The 21,232-nt window shown below is 43.8% G+C and carries 19 protein-coding genes; 11 read left to right on the forward strand and 8 right to left on the reverse strand.

Annotated features, from left to right (window positions below; all coding sequences use genetic code 11):
* Positions 1–167 precede the first annotated feature (167 nt).
* On the reverse strand, positions 168–3,506 hold the full coding sequence (locus KXD93_RS07405; protein WP_258136334.1) for a vitamin B12-dependent ribonucleotide reductase: 3,339 nt from the start codon (positions 3,504–3,506) through the stop codon (positions 168–170).
* Positions 3,507–3,853: 347 nt separating this feature from the next.
* Here KXD93_RS07405 and KXD93_RS07410 point away from each other — a divergent pair, with 347 nt between their 5' ends.
* Positions 3,854–4,381 (forward strand): thioredoxin family protein, encoded by a 528-nt coding sequence (locus KXD93_RS07410; RefSeq protein WP_258136335.1) that lies wholly within the window; start codon positions 3,854–3,856, stop codon positions 4,379–4,381.
* A 301-nt stretch (positions 4,382–4,682) separates the two neighbouring features.
* On the opposite strand, the gene pyk is transcribed toward KXD93_RS07410, so the two are convergent.
* Positions 4,683–6,119: a pyruvate kinase gene (pyk, locus tag KXD93_RS07415; protein WP_258136336.1), complete on the reverse strand. Its 1,437-nt coding sequence runs from the start codon at positions 6,117–6,119 to the stop codon at positions 4,683–4,685.
* Positions 6,120–6,186: 67 nt separating this feature from the next.
* A complete protein-coding gene (locus tag KXD93_RS07420; RefSeq protein WP_258136337.1) occupies positions 6,187–6,606 on the reverse strand; it encodes an IPExxxVDY family protein in 420 nt (139 codons plus the stop codon).
* Positions 6,607–6,758: 152 nt separating this feature from the next.
* On the opposite strand from KXD93_RS07420, the gene KXD93_RS07425 reads away from it, so the two are divergent.
* From KXD93_RS07425 to rnc, 3 genes are read left to right on the forward strand one after another with little or no spacing between them, the layout of a single operon-like run.
* Positions 6,759–6,995 carry an acyl carrier protein gene (locus KXD93_RS07425; protein WP_031266521.1) on the forward strand — a complete coding sequence of 79 codons (237 nt, stop codon included), beginning with the start codon at positions 6,759–6,761 and terminating at the stop codon, positions 6,993–6,995.
* A 20-nt stretch (positions 6,996–7,015) separates the two neighbouring features.
* Complete coding sequence (fabF, locus tag KXD93_RS07430; protein WP_258136342.1) at positions 7,016–8,269, forward strand: beta-ketoacyl-ACP synthase II; 1,254 nt, start codon at positions 7,016–7,018, stop codon at positions 8,267–8,269.
* 9 nt (positions 8,270–8,278) lie between these two features.
* Positions 8,279–9,004, forward strand: a complete 726-nt coding sequence (gene rnc / locus KXD93_RS07435) for a ribonuclease III (protein ID WP_258136344.1) — start codon at positions 8,279–8,281, stop codon at positions 9,002–9,004.
* 24 nt (positions 9,005–9,028) lie between these two features.
* On the opposite strand, the gene KXD93_RS07440 is transcribed toward rnc, so the two are convergent.
* Positions 9,029–9,802: a hypothetical protein gene (locus KXD93_RS07440; protein ID WP_258136345.1), complete on the reverse strand. Its 774-nt coding sequence runs from the start codon at positions 9,800–9,802 to the stop codon at positions 9,029–9,031.
* Positions 9,803–9,989: 187 nt separating this feature from the next.
* Between KXD93_RS07440 and KXD93_RS07445 the strand changes: the two genes are divergently transcribed.
* From KXD93_RS07445 to KXD93_RS07470, 6 genes are all read left to right on the forward strand, one after another.
* Entirely contained in the window at positions 9,990–10,865 is an 876-nt protein-coding gene (locus tag KXD93_RS07445) for a YicC/YloC family endoribonuclease (RefSeq protein WP_258136347.1), read from the forward strand.
* Positions 10,866–10,958: 93 nt separating this feature from the next.
* Positions 10,959–11,534: a guanylate kinase gene (gene gmk / locus KXD93_RS07450; protein ID WP_258136348.1), complete on the forward strand. Its 576-nt coding sequence runs from the start codon at positions 10,959–10,961 to the stop codon at positions 11,532–11,534.
* Positions 11,535–11,572: 38 nt separating this feature from the next.
* Entirely contained in the window at positions 11,573–11,941 is a 369-nt protein-coding gene (locus tag KXD93_RS07455) for a four helix bundle protein (RefSeq protein WP_258136350.1), read from the forward strand.
* A 35-nt stretch (positions 11,942–11,976) separates the two neighbouring features.
* Positions 11,977–12,552: a nicotinate (nicotinamide) nucleotide adenylyltransferase gene (gene nadD, locus KXD93_RS07460; RefSeq protein WP_258136351.1), complete on the forward strand. Its 576-nt coding sequence runs from the start codon at positions 11,977–11,979 to the stop codon at positions 12,550–12,552.
* A gap of 114 nt (positions 12,553–12,666) precedes the next feature.
* Positions 12,667–13,266, forward strand: a complete 600-nt coding sequence (locus tag KXD93_RS07465; RefSeq protein ID WP_258136352.1) for a MiaE family protein — start codon at positions 12,667–12,669, stop codon at positions 13,264–13,266.
* A gap of 385 nt (positions 13,267–13,651) precedes the next feature.
* Positions 13,652–15,526, forward strand: a complete 1,875-nt coding sequence (locus KXD93_RS07470) for a T9SS type B sorting domain-containing protein (protein ID WP_258136353.1) — start codon at positions 13,652–13,654, stop codon at positions 15,524–15,526.
* A 90-nt stretch (positions 15,527–15,616) separates the two neighbouring features.
* Here the strand turns inward: KXD93_RS07470 and KXD93_RS07475 are convergent, their stop codons facing one another.
* Positions 15,617–17,224 carry an FAD-dependent oxidoreductase gene (locus tag KXD93_RS07475; protein WP_258136354.1) on the reverse strand — a complete coding sequence of 536 codons (1,608 nt, stop codon included), beginning with the start codon at positions 17,222–17,224 and terminating at the stop codon, positions 15,617–15,619.
* Positions 17,225–17,938 carry an SAM-dependent methyltransferase gene (locus tag KXD93_RS07480; protein WP_258136355.1) on the reverse strand — a complete coding sequence of 238 codons (714 nt, stop codon included), beginning with the start codon at positions 17,936–17,938 and terminating at the stop codon, positions 17,225–17,227.
* A 55-nt stretch (positions 17,939–17,993) separates the two neighbouring features.
* Here KXD93_RS07480 and KXD93_RS07485 point away from each other — a divergent pair, with 55 nt between their 5' ends.
* A complete protein-coding gene (locus KXD93_RS07485; RefSeq protein ID WP_258136356.1) occupies positions 17,994–18,710 on the forward strand; it encodes a hypothetical protein in 717 nt (238 codons plus the stop codon).
* 199 nt (positions 18,711–18,909) lie between these two features.
* Here the strand turns inward: KXD93_RS07485 and KXD93_RS07490 are convergent, their stop codons facing one another.
* Together KXD93_RS07490 and KXD93_RS07495 are read right to left on the reverse strand one after the other, a co-directional pair.
* Positions 18,910–19,962, reverse strand: a complete 1,053-nt coding sequence (locus KXD93_RS07490; RefSeq protein ID WP_258136357.1) for a cobalamin-independent methionine synthase II family protein — start codon at positions 19,960–19,962, stop codon at positions 18,910–18,912.
* Positions 19,963–20,109: 147 nt separating this feature from the next.
* Complete coding sequence (locus KXD93_RS07495) at positions 20,110–20,907, reverse strand: DJ-1/PfpI family protein (RefSeq protein WP_258136358.1); 798 nt, start codon at positions 20,905–20,907, stop codon at positions 20,110–20,112.
* Between the last annotated feature and the right edge of the window lie 325 nt (positions 20,908–21,232).

A 21,232-nucleotide genomic window follows, 5' to 3' on the forward strand; every position in this document is an offset into this window, starting at 1 on the left:
TCCTTCAGCTTTAATATTATATATTAGGTAAAATATTCTTTAACCAGATTGCTGATTGCTTTTAGCTGATTGCTTTTAGCTTTCTGCTTTTACCTTTCTGCTTTTACCTTTCTGCTTTTAGCTTTCTGCTTTTAGCTTTCTGCTTTTACCTTTCTGCTTTCATCTCCTTAACTGCATCCCATTGAATTCCCGCAGTTTAAGCATTTGTAACAAGTGCCCGAGCGGATGGTTGTATGTCCGCAGGTGCTGCAGGCCGGGGCGTCACTTTGTACCCCCATGCTTAGGTCAACATTAAACTGCCTTTTACTGCTACTGCCACTATCAACTGCTACTGTATTCACGGGTTGGTAAACATTGCTTTCATCGGTATTAAAATCGCCGTCATCCATTTGCGGGTTGCCGGTAATGCCCTTTTGTTCCGTTATAACATGAACAAGGTCCGTACGGTCCTGGTATTCGTATCCCAGCATCCTGAAGATGTAATCGATGATGCTGGTAGCACTTTTAATATTTGCATGCCCTACCACCATTCCGGCAGGCTCAAAGCGGGTAAAGGTGAACTTTTCTACATATTCCTCCAATGGTACCCCATACTGCAAACCAACCGAAACAGCAATAGCAAAGCAGTTCATCAATGAGCGGAAGGTTGCGCCCTCCTTGTGCATATCAACAAAGATTTCGCCCAGGGTTCCATCTTCATATTCGCCGGTGCGCACAAAAACCGTTTGCCCGTCTATACTTGCTTTTTGGGTATAGCCGCGGCGTTTAAATGGCAGGCTCTTCTTTTGCACCACACGTGAAAGCTGGCGCATAAAGTTGGTGTCCTTTGACTTTTCCATGATCGCCATTGCGGCCTCTATCACCTGCTCACTTGTCAAATCGCTCAGTTTCACGTTAGCTGCCTGCCCCAATACCTCTTCAACGGTGTCCAGTTTTTCTAGGCTAACCTCTTCTTTTTCTTCTTTGGTATCCGATTTTGTTGAAAGCGGCTGCGATAATTTACAACCATCGCGGTATAGCGCGTTGGCTTTTAAGCCCAGGGCCCATGAAAGCTCATAACAATCCTTTATCTCATCAACATTAGCCTCATTTGGCAGGTTGATGGTTTTTGAAATAGCGCCCGACAGGAACGGCTGTGCCGCCGCCATCATTTTAATGTGGCCATTCGAATGGATATAACGCTCGCCCTTTGCGCCGCACTTGTTGGCGCAATCAAATATCGGGTAATGTTCTGTTTTTAAGTATGGTGCGCCCTCAATGGTCATGGTGCCGCAGACGTATTCGTTGGCTTCGGCAATTTCCTTGCGGCTAAAGCCTAGTCCGCGCAGCACGTTAAAGTCTGCCGCATTGTATTGCTCCGGCTTAAAACCTAATCGTTTTAAGCAATCTTCACCCAGCGACCAGATATTAAACGCAAAGCTGATCTCAAAGGCAGCAACAAGGCCCTTATCCAGTTTATCCAGTTCATCGTCTGTTAATCCTTTTGCTTTTAGGGTATCTGTGTTGATATGCGGAGCGCCCTTTAGGGTTGCGGCACCCTTTGCATAATTTACAATGGTAGTAACCTCGTGTTCGGTATAACCAAGATTGCTCAATGCTTCAGGCACAGCCTGGTTAATGATCTTGAAGTAGCCGCCGCCGGATAATTTTTTAAATTTCACCAAGGCGAAATCAGGCTCAATGCCGGTTGTATCGCAATCCATTACCAGGCCTATTGTGCCGGTTGGGGCAATAACAGTGGTTTGCGCGTTACGATAGCCGTATTGCTCACCCATTTCAACAGCCTTATCCCATGCGTTGCAGGCGGCTGATAATAAATAATCAGGGCAATCGGCCTGCTCAATCCCCGGTGGAAGAATTTCTAAGCCCTCATAGTTGCCGGTTGAATTATAGGCGGCATACCTGTGGTTGCGCATTACACGCAGCATGTGCTGCTTATTATCTTCATAACGTTTAAATGTGCCTAGCTCCCTTGCCATCTCGGCCGAGGTTGCGTAAGCTGTGCCGGTCATGATAGCGGTAATAGCGCCACCAATTGCACGGGCCTTTTTGCTGTCGTAAGGGATACTGTTTACCATTAATGCCGAACCAAGGTTAGCGTATCCCAGGCCTAAGGTGCGGTAGTCATAAGATAATTGCGCTACTTCCTTTGATGGGAACTGTGCCATCAATACCGAGATTTCCAACACGATGGTCCAGATGCGGCAGGCATGTTCAAATCCCTTTACATCAAATACCCTTGTTTTAGGATCGAAGAAATGTGCAAGGTTGATAGATGCCAGGTTACAGGCCGTGTTATCCAAAAACATATATTCCGAACACGGGTTGGACGCGTTGATCCTTCCGCCTTCGGGGCAGGTATGCCATTCGTTTATGGTGCTGTCAAACTGTACACCCGGATCAGCGCAGGCCCATGCTGCAAATGCAATATCGTCCCAAAGCTTTTGCGCCGGGATTGATTTTATGGCCTTGCCAGACATGCGGCTGGTTAAATCCCATTGTTTGCCACCCTTTAAAGCCTTAAAAAAGCTGTTAGAGATGCGCACCGAGTTATTTGAATTTTGCCCTGCTACAGTTTTATAAGCTTCGCCTTCGTAATCTGAAGAATAGCCGGCAGCAATTAATGCGGCTACTTTTTTCTCTTCTTCAACCTTCCAGTTTACAAAGCTTTCTATTTCGGGGTGATCCAAATCAAGGCAAACCATTTTAGCCGCCCTGCGGGTTGTCCCGCCAGATTTGATGGCGCCGGCTGCCCTGTCGCCTATTTTCAGGAAAGACATTAATCCCGATGAATAGCCGCCGCCCGCCAATTTCTCATTATCACCGCGGATCTTGGAAAAGTTGGTTCCAACACCTGATCCATATTTAAAGATGCGTGCCTCGCGAACCCAAAGATCCATGATGCCGCCCTCGTTCACTAAATCATCATCAACAGAAAGGATAAAGCAGGCATGCGGTTGCGGGCGCTCATAGGCTGATGTTGATTTGCTTAGTTCCTCACTGATAGGATCGACATAATAATGCCCCTGCGGTTTACCTGTAATATTATATGAGCTATAAAGCCCGGTGTTAAACCATTGCGGCGAGTTTGGCGCTGCCAGTTGCCCGGTAATGGTGTACACTATCTCATCATAAAAAATATCGGCGTCAGCCTTTGAGGCGAAGTAGCCATAACGCATACCCCAGCTCTTCCAACAATCAGCCATGCGGTGAGCAACCTGCTTGATGCTTTTTTCAGATCCGGTTGAACCGTCAGCCTGCGGAACGCCTGCCTTGCGGAAATACTTTTGTGCCAGTATATCGGTAGCAACCTGGCTCCATGAAGCGGGCACCTCCACGTCGTTCATTTCAAAAACGGCATCGCCTGATGGGTTGCGGATAACCGACGAGCGCTTTTCATACTTAAACAGGTCGTAAACACTCGTACCTTCTTTGGTAAAATACCTGTTTACCTTTAGTCCCTTTTCGTTTTTCTCAGATGTTTTTTTGTAAGTGTCGTCTCCCATATCAGTACCGGTGTAGAAAAATTAAAACTCAGTTTAAAAACCTTAGGGTGTTTTACGTAAATCTATTATTCGTTATAATGGATTTCAATTCAGAGTTTTCCACACCCTGTGCACAAGCCAACCGGCTATAGCGTGGAATTGGCTATTTTGTTAGATTACAGGAAATGGAGCCTGTTGAAAACATTGTTTGATCACGGAAAAGGTCATTGGTCATGTAGGGGCGTATAGGATACGCCCTCATCGTTGCAAAGGGCGTATCCTATACGTCCCTACACCAATTATCGATGTTTGCACAACTCACCAAAATTACGGACTTTAGTAAATCATTACATCAACATAAATAAAACATGAAAAGGATATTATTTATAGCATCGTTCATCGCATTGGGCCTGGGCGTAAAGGCACAGACTGCGCCAGCTACCCCGGCAGTTAAACTAACCGATACTGCCAAGCTTTACCACCCTGAAGCAGATGCCAAAGCCGATATTGCTGCTGCTGTTAAAAAGGCTTCCGCCGGGCATAAAAATGTATTGCTGCAAATTGGTGGTAATTGGTGCATTTGGTGTATCCGCTTCAACGATCTGGTTACACACGACCCAGACCTGGACAAATACGTACGCGACAATTATGTTATTGTACACGTAAATTACAGTAAAGAGAATATGAACGAAAAGCTGCTTGCCGACCTGGGCTACCCGCAACGCTTCGGTTTCCCGGTATTTGTGGTGCTGGATGACAAAGGCAATCGGTTGAATACGGAAAACTCCAGTTACCTGGAAGAAGGTAAAGGCCACAGCAAGGCAAAAGTGATGGAGTTTTTTAAGGATTGGTCCCCGGCTGCTATTGACCCAAAAAGTTACGAAAAGACCAAATAATAATTATTCAATCCAACAAAGAGGCGATGAGTTTAAACCCATCGCCTCTTTGTTGCGCACAACTTTACAAAAAGATAATACTAATTAAACTTTGGCTCCGTTATTGTAGTCTTAATTCTATATATCAAAAAAGTTACAATATGAAAACTTTAAGAATTTGCTGGGATTATTACTTCGCCAATATAGACAAGCTTAAGAAAAAAGCCTGCAAGGCGGAGGTTTATTGAGTCGATAGTCCGAAGTCTTAAGTCATTAGTCTGTTTAAATTTTTGACTATTGACTTAAGACTCCCGACTCAAGACTAATCTATAACAGTAACCTTTAACATATTGGTCTTTGCCTTTTTTGAGATTGGCACTGATGCTGTATTTATTACTACATCACCTTCCTGTACCAGGCTTGCTACCTTCAGCATATTGTTTACATCAGCAATGGTATTATCGGTACTTTCCTCTTTGTCATAGTAAAACGTACGCACTCCCCACAACAGGCTCAATGCGTTAAGTAAGTGTTTGTTTGAAGTAAATATATAAGTGCTTGCTTTAGGGCGATAGCTTGAGATTTGGAAGGCAGTATAGCCCGATGTCGTCATTGATACTATCCCTACAGCGTTGGTGTGCTCCGCCAGGTAAACGGCTGATCCGCAAACCGCGTCGCTCAAATAATTTGCCGACGATGTATCAGTGTTATCAACTTTGTTTGAGTTATATGGATATCCTAGCTCCTCAACATTGCGGATGATTTTCGCCATTGTTTCAATAACTATTACCGGGAATTCCCCAACTGAAGTCTCGCCGCTTAGCATTACCGCATCAGCACCATCCAATACTGAGTTTGCAACGTCATTAACCTCGGCGCGGGTTGGGCGCGGGGTAGTGATCATTGATTCAAGCATTTGAGTAGCTACAATTACTGGTTTTGAAGCTTCGCGGCACTTGCGGGCGATCATTTTCTGTAGCAATGGAACCTCTTCCAGTGGCATTTCAACACCAAGGTCGCCACGGGCAACCATTACGCCATCAGTTGCGGCAATAATTTCATCTATATTATCTATAGCTTCAGGCTTTTCAACCTTGGCAATTACCTTGGCTGCCTTACCGCTGTCGGCAATTATTTTCTTTAGTTCCAATATATCCTGACCGGTGCGTACAAATGAAAGGCCTACCCAATCAACATCCCAATCCAGCGCGTATTTAAGGTTTTCAAGATCCTCTTCAGTTAAGCTTGGAATTGATACTTTGGTATTTGGCAGGTTCACACCTTTGCGCGAAGTAAGGATGCCTCCATGTACAATTTCGCAAACTACAGTATCAATCTTATTGGTTTCAATAACCTTCATTTGAATCTTACCGTCATCCAGCAAAATTATTTCATCGGGCTGTACATCCTGTGGAAAGGTATCGTAGGTGATATAGATCTGGTTATCATCACCTATTAACTCGTGTGTGGTAATGTTTATGCGGGTGCCGTTAATAAGGTGGATGCCGCCGTCCTTTACCAATCCGATGCGGATTTTCGGTCCCTGTAAATCGGCTAATATGCCAACATTGGTTTTATATTCGGCGTTTATTTCGCGAATGGTGTCAATAACTGCTTTATGATCCTGGGCTTTTCCATGCGAAAAATTCAAACGGCAAATGTTAACGCCGGCCCTTATCATGGCTAACAAAACTTCTTTTTTTGCCGAAGCGGGCCCCATTGTGGCAACAATTTTAGTTCGGTTATAATATAATTTCATACTTATCTGGTTAAACAGGCTTATCCGATTGTGTTGAGTGTACCGGTAACACTTTTAAAATTCGGCGCTAAAATAAGAGATTTTCGCGTGATTTTATTTTTTTAGGATCAATCTTTACTGCTGCAACAATTTCGGGGATCCTGTTTAAAGCCGAAATCAGGTTATCCAGGTCATTCTCGTCGATATAATTCCTGATTAATAAAAAATAATCTGCCTTTCGCATCTCCGGAATCAGGTATCCATCCGATCCTTTATTAGAAATAAAATAGAAATCTGTCTCGCTGGCCTCCCAATTATAGTGGTAAATTGAGAATAATACGGGTTCAGCCCCATGATGAATGTCAACTTCGAGGTCGGGATTTTTTATTAAATTGAAGCTTAAGGCCTTGTTAATCAGATAACAAACGCGATAGTCCTTTAACGAAGTTGTAACTGCAATGAGAACAAAATCAAGATCGATCTCAAACTTTAAAAATTTCCTGTTCAAAATCATTACTTTTGCACCGGTAAAAATACAAAATCGAAACAGATGCAATAAAATATTGTTGCATATAATGCAAAAGTTTTTAGATTTGATATTTAACAGAATTTATTTTTCTTTGCACAGAATTTTTATTTAATCATTTAAACTATAAGACTATGTCTGATATCGCTTCAAGAGTAAAAGCTATTATCGTAGAAAAATTAGGTGTTGACGAAAGTGAAGTTACACCCGAAGCTAGCTTCACCAATGATCTTGGTGCTGACTCGTTAGACACCGTGGAATTAATCATGGAGTTCGAAAAAGAATTTAACGTAGCTATTCCTGACGATCAGGCCGAAACTATCGGTACTGTAGGTCAGGCTGTTGCTTACCTTGAAAAAAACGTTAAGTAAGAACTCCCCAACGCTATTAAATGGAGTTTAAAAGAGTTGTTGTAACCGGGCTTGGAGCACTCACCCCAATTGGTAATACCGTTCCTGAATATTGGGACTCATTGCTTAATGGTGTGAGTGGCGCTGCCTTAATTAAGAGTTTTGATACCGAAAAGTTCAAAACCAAATTTGCTTGCGAAGTGAAAGGCTTTGATGCGGACGGCTTTTTAGGCCGTAAAGACGCACGTAAGCTTGATCCGTTTGTTCAATATGCTTTATTCTCAACCGAAGAGGCCATAAAGGACGCCGGATTAAATTTTGACTTGCTGGATACCAATCGCATTGGTGTTATCTGGGGATCGGGTATCGGAGGTTTAAAAACGTTTTTAGATGAGGTTGTGAACTTTGCCAAAGGCGATGGAACTCCCCGGTTTAATCCGTTCTTTATCCCAAAAATGATTGCCGACATTGCCCCGGGCCATATTTCCATAAAATATGGGTTACGCGGACCAAACTTCTCGACCGTATCGGCTTGTGCCTCATCCAATAATTCGCTTATTGATTCATTTAACTATATCCGTTTGGGTAAAGCTAATATGTTTATAAGTGGCGGATCTGAAGCCATTATTAATGAAGCCGGCATCGGTGGATTTAATGCCATGCACGCCTTATCAACCCGTAACGATGATCCGGCAACGGCATCGCGTCCGTTTGATTTGGATAGGGATGGTTTTGTGGCTGGCGAAGGTGCAGGGACCATTATTTTGGAAGAATTGGAGCACGCTAAAAAACGCGGTGCAAAAATTTATGCTGAAATGATTGGTGGCGGTATGAGTGCCGATGCTTATCACATGACAGCTCCCCATCCTGAGGGATTAGGCGCTGCGCTTGTTATGAGGCATGCTTTAGAAGATGCAGGCATCACACCGGCAGATATAGATTATGTAAACGTGCACGGCACATCAACACCAATAGGCGATCCACAGGAAGTAAAAGCTATCCAGGATGTTTATGGTGATGAGATTTACAGGATAAATATCAGCTCAACCAAATCAATGACCGGACACCTGCTTGGTGCTGCCGGCGCTGTTGAGGCCATTGCTGCTATCTTAGCCTTAAAGAATGATATTGTTCCTCCAACAATCAATCATTTTACCGACGATCCGGCTTTTGATCCAAATATTAATTTTACCTTCAATAAGCCACAGAAACGCGTGGTGCGCATAGCACAAAGCAACGGTTTTGGTTTTGGCGGACACAATGCTTCTGTGATATTTAAAAAGTACGAAGAATAATTATACTGGATGCCTATAAGTCGTTTTTATAAGTTATACCTATCTCCAAACAGAAAATACGTAAAGGTTTTAAAAAATTTGCTCGGTTTCGTACCGGGCAATTTGTCGTTATATAAACTGGCTTTTAGGCACAAGTCGGTAGCGCAAAACATAAAAAAGGGTGTTAAGAACAGCAATGAACGCCTGGAGTTTTTGGGGGATGCAGTGCTGGGTAGCGTTGTTGCCGAAGTTCTGTTTAAACTTTATCCTTACGAAGACGAAGGCTTCTTAACCGAATTGCGCTCAAAAATTGTAAGCCGTAATAACCTTAACCAGTTGGCCCGCAAGCTGGGTTTTGATAAGCTGATAGAGTATGATAGCCGCATGCTCAACTCATCACGGCAGGGGTCATTGTTAGGTGATGCATTTGAAGCGTTGATTGGCGCTGTTTATCTTGACAAAGGGTACGATTTCACCCGTAATTTCCTGGTGAACCACATCATCAAGGCCCACGTGGACATCCACACACTTGAACAAACCGAAACCAATTTTAAGAGCAAGCTTATTGAATGGTGTCAGCGTCACGGCAAGGACATCATATTTTACCTTGTTGGCAACCTGGAAGGCGAAAATACCAAGCTGTTTACCGTACAAGCTATTATTGATGGCGAAGTAATGGGGCAAGGGAAAGAGTTCAGTAAGAAGAATGCAGAAAAGCTTGCTGCTGAAAAAGCTTGTGAAGCGCTGGGGATCTAATACTTCAGGTATTGCTTATCGACATTATTCCTTCAATTGCGGATGTGCCTGGTCTGGCTTAATAAACGTTGGTTGGTTTAACTCCTGCAACTTCTTCTTATCTGCGGATTTATCATAATAGTCAAACGATTTTTTAACCTGCTTGACCAACTCATAATCATTCCATTCTTTTAGGTCTTCATAAGATGGTGTATAGTAATCCATAAACCCTTTGGCGAGAGCCGTGTCTGTAGTGTTGGTTACCCGCATAACCATGGCCAGATTATATCTTCGCCTTACTTCAGCATATTTCAATTCCTCTTTAGAATAGGCAGCAAAGCGGCGTGCCTGGCCCGGGCCCTTACCAAAAAGCTCATACAATCCTGTAAGCGGCGATGATAAAAATGAAAGGACCGGCGGCTTGCCATTGTAGTAAATACCTTGTTTGCGATAATCGCCCATTACCTCGTTTAGTTCCTGTTTTTTTGTTTGCCCTTTTATGGTTACCTGGTCCAGCAGGATAACAGGCTGCATGTAAACGGGGATATCACCCTTTGCTGTGATCACAACTCTTTGATCGGTAAAATTCAACTTGCTGAACAACAGGGTATCGCCTACAGCTGCATTTATAGAAAACCACCCCAGCTGATCGCTCATGCCCATATCGCGACTGCGCAGGTTGGTGATTTGCACCTGTGCAATTCTTACAACACTTACGCTCCTGGATATTACGCCCCGCACAATAAATGTTTCCTGCGCATTTGCCTGGAGCAGACACCCAAGACAAAGCATCAATATTATAAAAATTTTAAAGCGCATCGACGCAAAGTTAAAGATTGTAAGCCAGAGTAAATGTAAAAAAGTGTTAAAGGTGGGGGCTAGTGATTAGAGACTAGTTAATAGAGGCTGGGAAATACAGGAATCGGAATTCAAGGTAAGTGGCATTCCCCTCGAAAACTAACCTCTGACCTCTAGCCTCTAATCACTAAATTCACTATCTTTGCGCATGATAAAATCCATGACAGGCTATGGTATTGCCAGTATCGATTCCGAAGGGGCAAAATATACTGTTGAAATAAAATCCCTTAACAGTAAATTCCTGGAGCTTTCGCTTCGCCTGCCCAAAACTTTTGCCGAGAAGGAGTTCCAGTTACGGAACGATTGCAGCAAGCAAATTGAACGTGGAAAAGTAAACCTGTCAATCAACGTTGAAAAGGCAAGCACCACTGTTAGTGCCGCGGGTATTGATAAAGATCTGCTTAAACATTATTATGAGCAATTAAAGGCTGTCAGCATTGATTTGAACGAGCCGGCTACCAACTTGTTGCAGCTTGCCCTGGGCCTGCCAGAAGTAGTAAAATACGAAGAAGAAACAGCGTCAGAAGAAGAATGGAAGGTTGCCGAAAAAGCATATCAGCAGGCATTGGCCGCATTTCAGCAATTCAGGAGTGACGAAGGTAACGTGCTGGAACAGGATGTAAAATACCGGATCGGCATCATCATGAAAAACCTGGAGCTGGTTGAAATAGAAGAACCTAAACGTGTACCGGTGATCAGGGAAAGGCTTAATCAATTTTTGACTGAAGCTGTTGGCCGTGAGAACATCGATCAAAACAGGTTCGAGCAAGAACTAATCTACTTTATAGATAAGCTGGATATTACGGAAGAAAAGATCCGTTTAAAAACACATTGCGATTATTTTATCGAGACCCTGAAAAATGCAGATGCCAATGGCAAAAAGCTAAATTTTATCTCGCAGGAAATTGGGCGCGAAATAAATACCCTAGGCTCAAAGGCAAACGATGCCAACATGCAGAAACTGGTAGTAGGCATGAAGGAAGAGCTTGAAAAAATTAAAGAACAGTTACTTAATGTGTTGTAATTGTTAAAGAGGTTGCAAAAGTTGTAGTAGTAAAAACTATTTCAAATTATAACCTTTACAACATCTACAACGCTTACAACTTTTACAACATAAATGACCAAAGAAGGTAAACTCATCATATTTTCAGCGCCATCGGGAGCGGGTAAAACTACCATAGTACATCACTTGCTTAGTAAAATCCCCGATCTTGAGTTTTCCATATCAGCTACTACGCGTAAGTCGCGCGGCGACGAGGTGAACGGCAAGGACTACTACTTTATAAGCAAGGAAGAGTTTTTGCACAGGATTGCCAAAAAACAATTCGTGGAGTTTGAGGAAGTTTACAGCGGTACCTTCTATGGTACGCTTCGCACAGAAATTGAACGCATCTGGAAGGACGGCAAAACAGTGATCTTTGATATCGACGTGGAAGGCGGCTTGCACCTTAAACGCAAATACGAAGAGCAGGCGCTGGCTATATTTGTTCAGCCACCTTCGCTGGAGGTTTTAAAGGAACGTTTAACAGGTCGCGGCACTGATAGTAAGGAAAAACTGGCCGAGCGCTTCATAAAAGCCGAAAAAGAATTGAATTACGCCCCTCAATTTGATATTATCCTTAAAAATTACGATCTTGAGACTGCGTGCAAAGAGGCAGAGGATTTGGTGAGCGCTTTTATCTCGCAGAGTTAGTTGGCAGTATTCGGTTGGCAGTTGGCAGTCAATTTTTTATGGGTTCGTATAAAGATTTATTAGTGTATCAAAAGAGCTTTTCACTTTCGATGGAGATTTTCATTGTCGCTAAACAATTTCCAAAAGAAGAGACATATTCTTTAACTGACCAAATTAGGCGATCATCACGCTCAACAAATATCTGTACCATTGAGGCTTACCGTAAACGCATATACCCTAATCACTTTATAAGCAAATTAACAGATGCTGATATGGAAAATAGTGAAACACAGGGTTGGTTGGAGTTTGCCTTAGCATGTAATTATGTTTCGAAGGAAATTTATGACAGGCTAAATAACTTATCCGCAGAGATAGGTAGACTTATTCAATATATGATAGATAACCCAGGTAAGTTTGGCGCAAAATAAGTTACTGCCAACTGCCAACTAAAAACTGCCCACTGATGAAAATAGGCTTGCTATTCGGTTCATTTAATCCTGTACATGTTGGTCACCTTATCATCGCTAATTACATGGCGAATTACACTGCACTCGATAAGGTGTGGCTTGTAGTTTCCCCGCAAAATCCGCTCAAAAAATATGGCGATCTAATCAATACCTATGATCGCCTGGAGATGTGCAAGCTTGCTACAGATAATTCAAAAAATATCGAAGTAAGTGACGTGGAATTAAAGCTCCCACAACCGTCTTATACCATTGATACCCTCGCCCATCTAAAAGAAAAATATCCTCAACACGAATTTGCATTGATAATGGGGTCCGACAACCTGGTATCATTGCCCAAATGGAAAAATTACAAGCTAATTCTTCGTGATTACCAGATCTACGTTTACCCCCGCCCGGGCTATGAAAACACCGACCTGGCAACCCACCCGTCGGTAACCATTACTATGACTCCACTTATGGAGTTATCAGCTACATTCATCCGGAAATCATTATCCGAGAAAAAGAATGTGCAATACTTTGTTCCAGATTCAGTTTTGAATTTTATAGAGAGCAAGAATCTTTACGGGAAGTAGCTTAAAGGTTGATTGGTTGATTAAGTGAGTGGTTGATCGGGTTAAAAGCCGTACGAGGAAATTAACTTTATCAACCTAATCCAACTCAATCAACTATTAACTAAATTTGCTCCTGTGAGCGAAAAAACCATTCTTAAGCTGCAATTACCTACCGACCCGCTTTGGGTTAAGAACGTTGTTGAAAGCAATATCGAAGAGCTTTTAACCGATCATGCCTTTTGCGAACAAAAAGCTGCCAGCAACGCCATTACGCTTATCGTACAGAACCCCAATTTGTCAGACCTGGTGCAGGAAATGACCATGCTGGTACAGGAGGAAATGGATCACTTTAAACGGGTACATGATATTATCCTGCAGCGCGGCTTTGTGCTTGGCCGTGAACGCAAGGACAACTACGTGAATGAACTGCGTAAATTCATTATCATCGGTGGCGGCCGTACAGTGCAGCTGATTGATCGGTTACTTTTCTCGGCAATGATTGAGGCGCGCAGCTGCGAACGCTTCAAAGTATTGTCTGAAAATATAAATGATGAACAGCTTTCAGTATTCTATCATGAACTGATGATCAGCGAGGCCACCCACTATGCCATGTTCATCCGCCTGGCCAGAAAATATGCTGATGGCATAGACGTTGAAAAACGCTGGACGGAATTTTTGGCTTATGAAGCGGAAGTTGTTAAAAACTACGGCAAAACCGAAACCATCCACGGGTAAACTACCCCTTTCTTCTCACCCCATTCCGACAGGAACTTTATTTATCGACAAAAAACCCTCGTTTAGCGACACATTATGGCGCCAGGCCTTTCTCTATCATAGTTTTACATCAGTTAATGGATTTATTAATCACTTTAATTTTTGTACGATGGAGCGGAAAAATCTTATAAAATATTTGTGCTAAGGATGCAGTTCGGTTTGTGGGTAATGAGGTGCACGGAGGATAAAAGATCAGCTAATATGTACAATAAGAATTTTGCCAAATCATACAAATCAGCTAATATCAGTGATTAATAATACCCCGTTTTTCATAATAGATTGTTGTTTAAGCGTCTGCATAGGAGTGTGCAGGCGCTTTTTTTACGTCGTCCTTTTTGGCGGAGTCATGATAATAGGAAGCCTCCAAATCAGTAATGCCCAAAGCCTTGGCGACCCGGTGGTTCACATTACCTTTGGCTCTGGTACCACCACACATGCCGGAGCCTTGCCCGCTGATTCCGGCTCCACCAGCTATACGTATACTTCTGCTGATTTCCCAAGTGATGGCTCATATACTATTGAGAATACAACCAACAGTCCTAATATATGGTGGACCACTACCGACCATACCGGCAACACCGGCGGTTACATGATGGTAGTAAATGCCAGCGTCTCAAAAACCGATTATTTTTATAAGCGAGAGGTTGATGGACTTTGCAGCGGGACCACGTACCAGTTCTCCGCATGGATTGGCAATCTTTTAAGGAGCAGGGACATTAGTCCGCCGAATATTACCTTTTCTATTGAAACTACAGCTGGCGCTGTTATTCAAAGTTATAACACGGGAACCGTTGCCCTGCAAACCGCTGGTTTTAAATGGATCCAGTACGCATTTAATTTTACCTTACCGGCGGGTACGTCCAACATCATCATAAAAATGAGCAACAACAGCAATGGCGGCGCTCCTGCCAATGATCTGGCGCTTGACGATATTACCTTCAGCCCTTATGGCCCATCGATGGTTGCCAGCTTTAGTACAACATCAGCAACAACAACCGCTACCGAATGTGCGGGGCAAACACAAGCATATACGTTAACGGCACAGCCTGCTTCGGGCTACACAAGCCCGGCTTACCAGTGGCAGGTAAAAACAGGTACCACCTGGGTTGATATTGCGGGAGCAACCACATTGTCGTATAAAGTCAACCCAACCGCCGCAGGCACTTACGAGTATAGAATAACGACAGCTGAATCGGCAAACATTAGCTCGGAAAGCTGCAGGGTGGCATCTAATGTGCTTACGTTAACAGTAAATAGCGCACTTGTAATTACGGCCGGGGCAAATTCACCATTGTGCAGTGGCAACACGTTAAACCTTACCGCAACCAGCGGGACAAGCTACAGTTGGACGGGACCTAATGGTTTCACTTCAAAACTTCAAAACCCTACAATCGCTGCCATCACCACTGCCGCTGCCGGGGACTATACTGTAACTGTAACAAATGGCACCTGCTCGGCAAGCTCAACCACTGCCGTTAAAGTATACGAACAACCTGTTGCCAGTGCAGGCAGCGATGTTACTATTTGTGAAGGTGATAGCACCCCATTAACTGCAAGCGGTGGGCTAAGTTATAGCTGGCAGCCAACCACGGGGCTATCGGATCCAGGTATTGCAAACCCCGTTGCAAGCCCTACAGACACAACCACCTATACAGTTACCGTAAGCAATAGTAATGCATGTACATCAACAGCTTCAGTAACAGTAAATGTGCTAAAGAAGCCGGTGGCCAATGCCGGTGCCGACAAGGAAATTACACAAGGTCAAAGCACCACCCTCAGCGGCAGCGCGAAAGGAACGGATGTATCCTACTACTGGACGCCGAATACTTATTTAAGTGATAATACCGTGCTTCACCCGGTTGCTACGCCTACCGAAGATATAACATACACACTGCATGTAACATCTGGCGTTGGCTGTGGCACCGAGGCTACGGATGACGTTTTTGTGCGGGTTTATAAAACTATCACTATCCCCAATACCTTTACGCCAAATAGTGACGGCACCAATGATACCTGGAACATCAAAGCGCTGGACACCTATCCCGAATCGTTAACGCAGGTGTTTGACCGCTACGGTGGTATAGTTTTCAAAAGTATAGGATACGCTATTCCCTGGGATGGAACCTATCACAATAAAAACGTGCCAACAGGGACTTATTATTACCTGATAGATCTGAAAAACGGGAAGAAGTTTTCTGGATGGGTGTTGCTGGTGAGGTAATTCAGTTCATAGATCATGGTTGATAGTTCATGGCCGCTTCACAAACTTGCTATGCCCATTCACAATTTCCTTCCGACCATGAACCATCATCTATGAACCATCAACCACTCCCACCACATTCTTAAAATAATTATCCATCAGCACCATATCTATCTTATCATTCAAAAAGCCGATATACATATCGGGCCTTACAATGATGGACTTGCCCACTTTTTCATTTACCTCGAACGTATCAAATATGGGTTGGTTTTTGGCTGATTTGGGCAGGTAGAAGAAGTTAAGCATACCCGGGTATTTGTTGGTGATCCATTTAGCCATAGCGAAAAGATCCATTTCGGCAACCTTACCTAATATAATGAGCGTAAAACCCGGTTTACTGCACCATTCGTGCAGGTCGGTTTCCTGTTGTTTTTTTTCGTCGAAAACTTTTAAGTAGGGCAGCCTGTCGCCCGCTTTTATTTGGGTTGATTGGCTACCGTGAAGATTTATTGCGCTATCGCGATAGCTGATCCCGGTTTGCGATACCTGTTTAAAAAAAGCTCTCCTGATGTTAGTATTACCCCAGGCAATTTTTAAAACGGCTGGTATTACAAAGCGCTTGATCAATCCGCTGAACCAGCTACCCGACATGATGACAGCAAAAATTCTATCAGTTGTACTCAGCAATCTTTTTGCCACCGGCATGCGTTCGGCAGCGTAGCTTTCAAGGATCTTTATATTAAACAGGCCATTAGCCACACCTGCCAGTTTCCATGCCAGGTTATAAGCATCCTGCAAGCCTGTATTCATGCCCTGCCCGCCAACCGGGGAGTGGATATGCGCGGCATCGCCCACCAAAAAGCAACGCTGCGCCCTAAAGTTATCGGCCATACGGTGGTGCAGCCTGTAAGTGGTGAACCAATAGTTTTTCACAACATTTACAGATAAACCGCTCGTTTTATCAAGTGCCGGCAAAATGTCTTCAAGTGCCAGGTCTGTTTTATTTTCCAGTTCTTCAGGCAAATTGCCTAATGCTCGATACCGGTTTGGCTCCGGCATGGGGAAAAATGCAGAGAAGCCTTTTTTTGCGAGATAAAGGTGCACTTTACCATCGTTTAATACCGGGTTATCAACTTCAAGATCCGCCAGGTAAAAATTATGGCTATATGTTTCGCCATTAAACGGGATCTTCGATTGCTTACGGACTACGCTGTGTGCGCCATCAGCCCCAACCACCCAATCGCAGGTAAGGTTGGTAAAATGATCGCCATTTTGTAACTGAACCTGAACCTGTGATTCGGTTTGCGTTAAGGAAGTTAACTTGGTTTCCCAGTAAACCGGACAGCAATTTACGGTAAGGTAATCAAGCAATAAGCGCTCGTTTTTACTTTGCTGATATAAAAGAATATAAGGAAATGGTGTTTGACCCTCGCCGGCATCGCCAAATGTTAGATTTGCCACTTCAGCGCCATCCGTGTTAAAAACCACACCACCTGCCTGCTTTCCGTTCGCAATAACCTTATCGATAACGCCCATTTGTGCGTAGATCTCCAGCGAACGCGCCTGAACCGCCAGCGCCTTTGACTCATCAGTCGGCCCCTGTTTAATATCTATTATTACAGGCTGAACCCCATGCCGCAGTAATTGCGCCGCCATCATCAATCCTGATGGGCCTGCGCCGACTATCAATACTTTGGTATGGGTTTCGGTAATTATCACTTACAGTTTATGGAAGATTAAAAAGATAGTGGGCCGCTTATGCAACTCCGGGACCTTCTTTTGCCAGTCGGCGATGGTTTTAGTTTGAATAAATTCTGTTGGTGCGGTTATGTCGCACGCTATACATAAACGTGTTTTTGGGTGTGCGGTTTTCAAAATCTCTTCCAGCATGGGATTGTTGCGGAAAGGCGTTTCGATAAACAGCTGCGTTTGGTCGTTCTTTTCCGAAAGCATTTCGAGTTCCTTTATTTTTTTGCTGCGAGCCGCTTTATCAATTGGCAAGTACCCGTGAAAGGTAAAACTTTGCCCGCTAAAGCCGGACGCCATCAGCGCCATCAAAATTGAACTTGGCCCAACCAGCGGCACCACCTTTATGCCCATTCGATGGGCCTTTTCCACCAGCTCCGCACCCGGATCGGCAATGCCCGGGCAACCGGCTTCACTCATGATCCCCACATCGGTACCACCCTGCAATCCTTTGAAGAATTCGGCAGTGCCGTCTGCACGGTTATGTTTGCCATAGTCGTGGATCAGCAATTCGCTTTGCGGCGTTTTCAAACCGGCCTCCTTTAAAAAGCGGCGCGCAGTTTTTTCATTCTCTACAATATACTCCTTGATACTGTTTATGGTATCAACAAGATATGGCGTAAATGATTTTGCGGCGGCTTCGTCGGCAAGGGGTACGGGGATCAAATAAAGGGTTCCTAAAGGCATATTGCAAAATTGCTGTTTTTTGTTTAATTTAAGCTATCGAAAGGAGATTGAAAAAATGAAGTCATTAGGCATTAACTGGTTTATTGAGGGTTCTATCGATTTTGAGTATAAAAAGTACATCCTGCTCGACTATCTGCAGGAAATAAACCGGCATTTTGACAAGAGCAAATTGTACCCTAATCTTGCCGACCTGGTATTTCATTTCAATAACCTGCTGTATTTTAAGAAGAATAAAAGCATGATGCAGCAATCCTTTCCGCAACGGCTAACAAAAGCTGATATAGACGCGGTGAAGCTTACCTATCAAAAAATTGTGGATGACGACAGCACCATGCAGCAAATCGAACAAATCATCACTTTCGCCCTGCAAAAAATGGACCCCGCTATTCAAACCGGCAGGGAGATCTATGATTTTGTTGAGAGCCGGTTGAATATCGATCCTGTTGGCATTGTACCACTGTTACCTTACCATGGCTATTTCTCATTAAAAAACGGCAGCGAGCGTACCAACTTTATTTACGAATACCAGATCACCCTATTTGAAAACAAGGATGACAAATACCGGGGTATCAATATCAGCTTCATCGATACCTGGGAGCAAAGCATTATAAATACCCCCGAGGCCCTAAAACTCGATCTCATCCGCAGAAATAAATACCTGCCTAATCCAGCCGTTTATTACGTGCAAAGCGATATTACCTTTCCGCTGGAGCAAACGTTGCTGCCCGTGGCGAAAAGGAGTTTGGTGAAGTATATTTCAAATGCAGCGTAAATAAATGCGTTATTGCGAAAGTAAACTGACAAGGGAAGGCTGTCATGTTGAGGCACTCGAAGCATGTGGGCAAAGGCCTCTGCACCATGCTTAGCACGCGGATTGGCCTCTGCGCACGTCGCCCTTCGAGTGCCTCAGGGTGACACCCCTTCACAAGTTGAATATAAATGTCATGAGTAGGAACGATAGGACGATTTACCTACGCCAACAACTCTTTTTCTGCAAGCGCCGTTCCTTCAATCCTTGCTTTAATTTTCGCAAAGGCAGTTTCGCGGGTGGTGGATACATCGTCACAAAATGGAGAAAATCCACAATCGTCAGTTGTGCCTAATTGGTTCAGCGGGATAAATTCAGCCGCCTCCAGTACCCTGTCTCTGACCTCCTCTTTACTTTCAATTACAGGATTAAGCACATCAATAACTCCTACAAATGCTTTCTGGCTAGGTTTAAGGTGTTGCTTTATAATTTGCAGCACCTTTGGCCTGTCTGGCTCGCTTGCAAGCTGTAGATAAAAGCTGCCAACGTTTAAGGTGAACAGGGCCGGGATCAGGCCAGCATAGTCAATATCTGCGCTGTGGGTAGAGTCATGATCGCCGCCCGGGCAAACGTGCACGCCCAATTTTTGCTGCTCTTCTTTGGTGAAGCGATCAAATACCTGGTTATTGAGGTCGATGAAATGTTTTAAAACTCCGCCGGATGGATCGAGTTTAAGCGAAAGCCGGCCTTCCGTAAAATCCATTTGGACTTTGTATGCTCCCTGTTCCAGGCAACTTCTTATATCCTTTTCACATTCGTTAATAAGGTCGGCAATAAATTCAGCTTGTGAATAGCCTTCAATTCCGGCAGCAGGATATATTAAGCTTAGTGCGGAAGCAGATATAACGGCCTGTTTAACCGGTAACGACGTCAGCTTTTGTGCCGCTGTAAGGTATTTAACTGCATAATTACCATACCTGAACGGCCCCGAAGTTAAAAGCGGCAGCTGGCGGGAATGTCCGTCTTCAAAATCTATCCGCATTCCTTCGGCGGTCAGATTTGTTAACCCCTCCAACGGGTAAGTGGCAAAACTTGATTTGGTTTGCTCACCGTCGGTTATGACCGGCGAACCTGTTTTTTCAAGGTGTTTTAAGGTATCGGTGATGGCATCGGCATAAAGCTTTTGCAGATCAGCGTTACCTGAAGGATTTGTAATAGCCGCTACTAATTCAGGCGACCGTGGAATGCTTCCAATTGGTTCAGATGGGATTTTCATAGATTTAGAGGTTTGGTTTACTGCATAAAGTTAAAGGAATTTATTAAAACCCAAAATTACTTTAATGTCAATATTAGCCTCGCATTGGTTTCTTAGAAACCCGGACTTTTCGTTTCTGGCTATGAACTATGAACCATCATCCATGAACTACTTCGCCAACACCAATCCATTCTCCGGTACCCATTTATTATATTCAATAGTTTTGGCAACCCCTTCGGCGTATGCGCGGCTGCGTAGTTTTTCAACAAGATGCAAAGCCCCATCTATTCCGGCAGAAATTCCGGCTGTAGTAATCACGTTGCCGTTATCAACAAATCGGGTGTTAGCCAAAACTTTAGTTTTGGGGAATGTTTTAGCAAGGTTATCAATTTGTAGGTGATAAGTAGTTGCTGTCAAATTATCCAGCAATCCGGCTTTGCCCAATATAAATGCCCCGGTACAAACAGAAAAATATGATTTAAATTTTTGCGTTTTGATCCATGTGATAACCGAATCGGTAATAACTCCGGGGCCGGTATCACCTCCAAAAACAGCAAGGATGTCGGCAGGCGGAGCGTCGTTAATGGTATAATCGGGCGTTACAAAAAGCACGGTCTGCGCCCGGAGTGGTTTATAGCTTTTTGATACAGTGAATACATTGAATCCTGCGGCAATAAATACTTCCATCGGCCCGGCGAAGTCCAGCACCTCAACGCCATCCTGCAGGTAAAAGCAAATGGTAGGCTTTTCGGCGGCCAGTTGTTTTTTAAAATCGCCCAACTTCATTTTAATTAGCGTCATGCCGCAATGCGGGCAAACACCCGGCTTATCAAATTGCAGTTTGTCGCAATCGCCGTTACACGGGCCGCAAACGTAAACTATGGAATCCGGTTGAGTTGCAGGTTGGGCATTCGCTACACTTGCGCTGATTATGGTAAGTAGTATAATAAAGTATAATTTTTTCATGGAGTTGGGTTTGATAGTAAAGGTAAGTGATAATGAGACTGATAAGTGTGGCGGTTGTTACTAATGGCGTAAGATTTGTCAAACAAAAAAACAGCCGTCACAATTGCTGTGAACGGCCGCTTCAGTTAACTATCCCTAATTTATCAACTTACTCTTATTCCATAATTTATCAAAAAAACTAAAACCATTTTCTGAGCCCCTGCAAATCATTGGTTAGTTTTATAATGTCAAAAGTATAGCGCCGGGGCCAGAGTTTATACGGGGAAAATACGGTATCTGTATGCGGTAATTACGCAATTTTGCGGATAGGATTATAAAAGAAAAG

It is taken from the genome of Mucilaginibacter phenanthrenivorans (assembly GCF_024721155.1).
GTDB classification, from domain to species: Bacteria; Bacteroidota; Bacteroidia; order Sphingobacteriales; family Sphingobacteriaceae; genus Mucilaginibacter; species Mucilaginibacter phenanthrenivorans.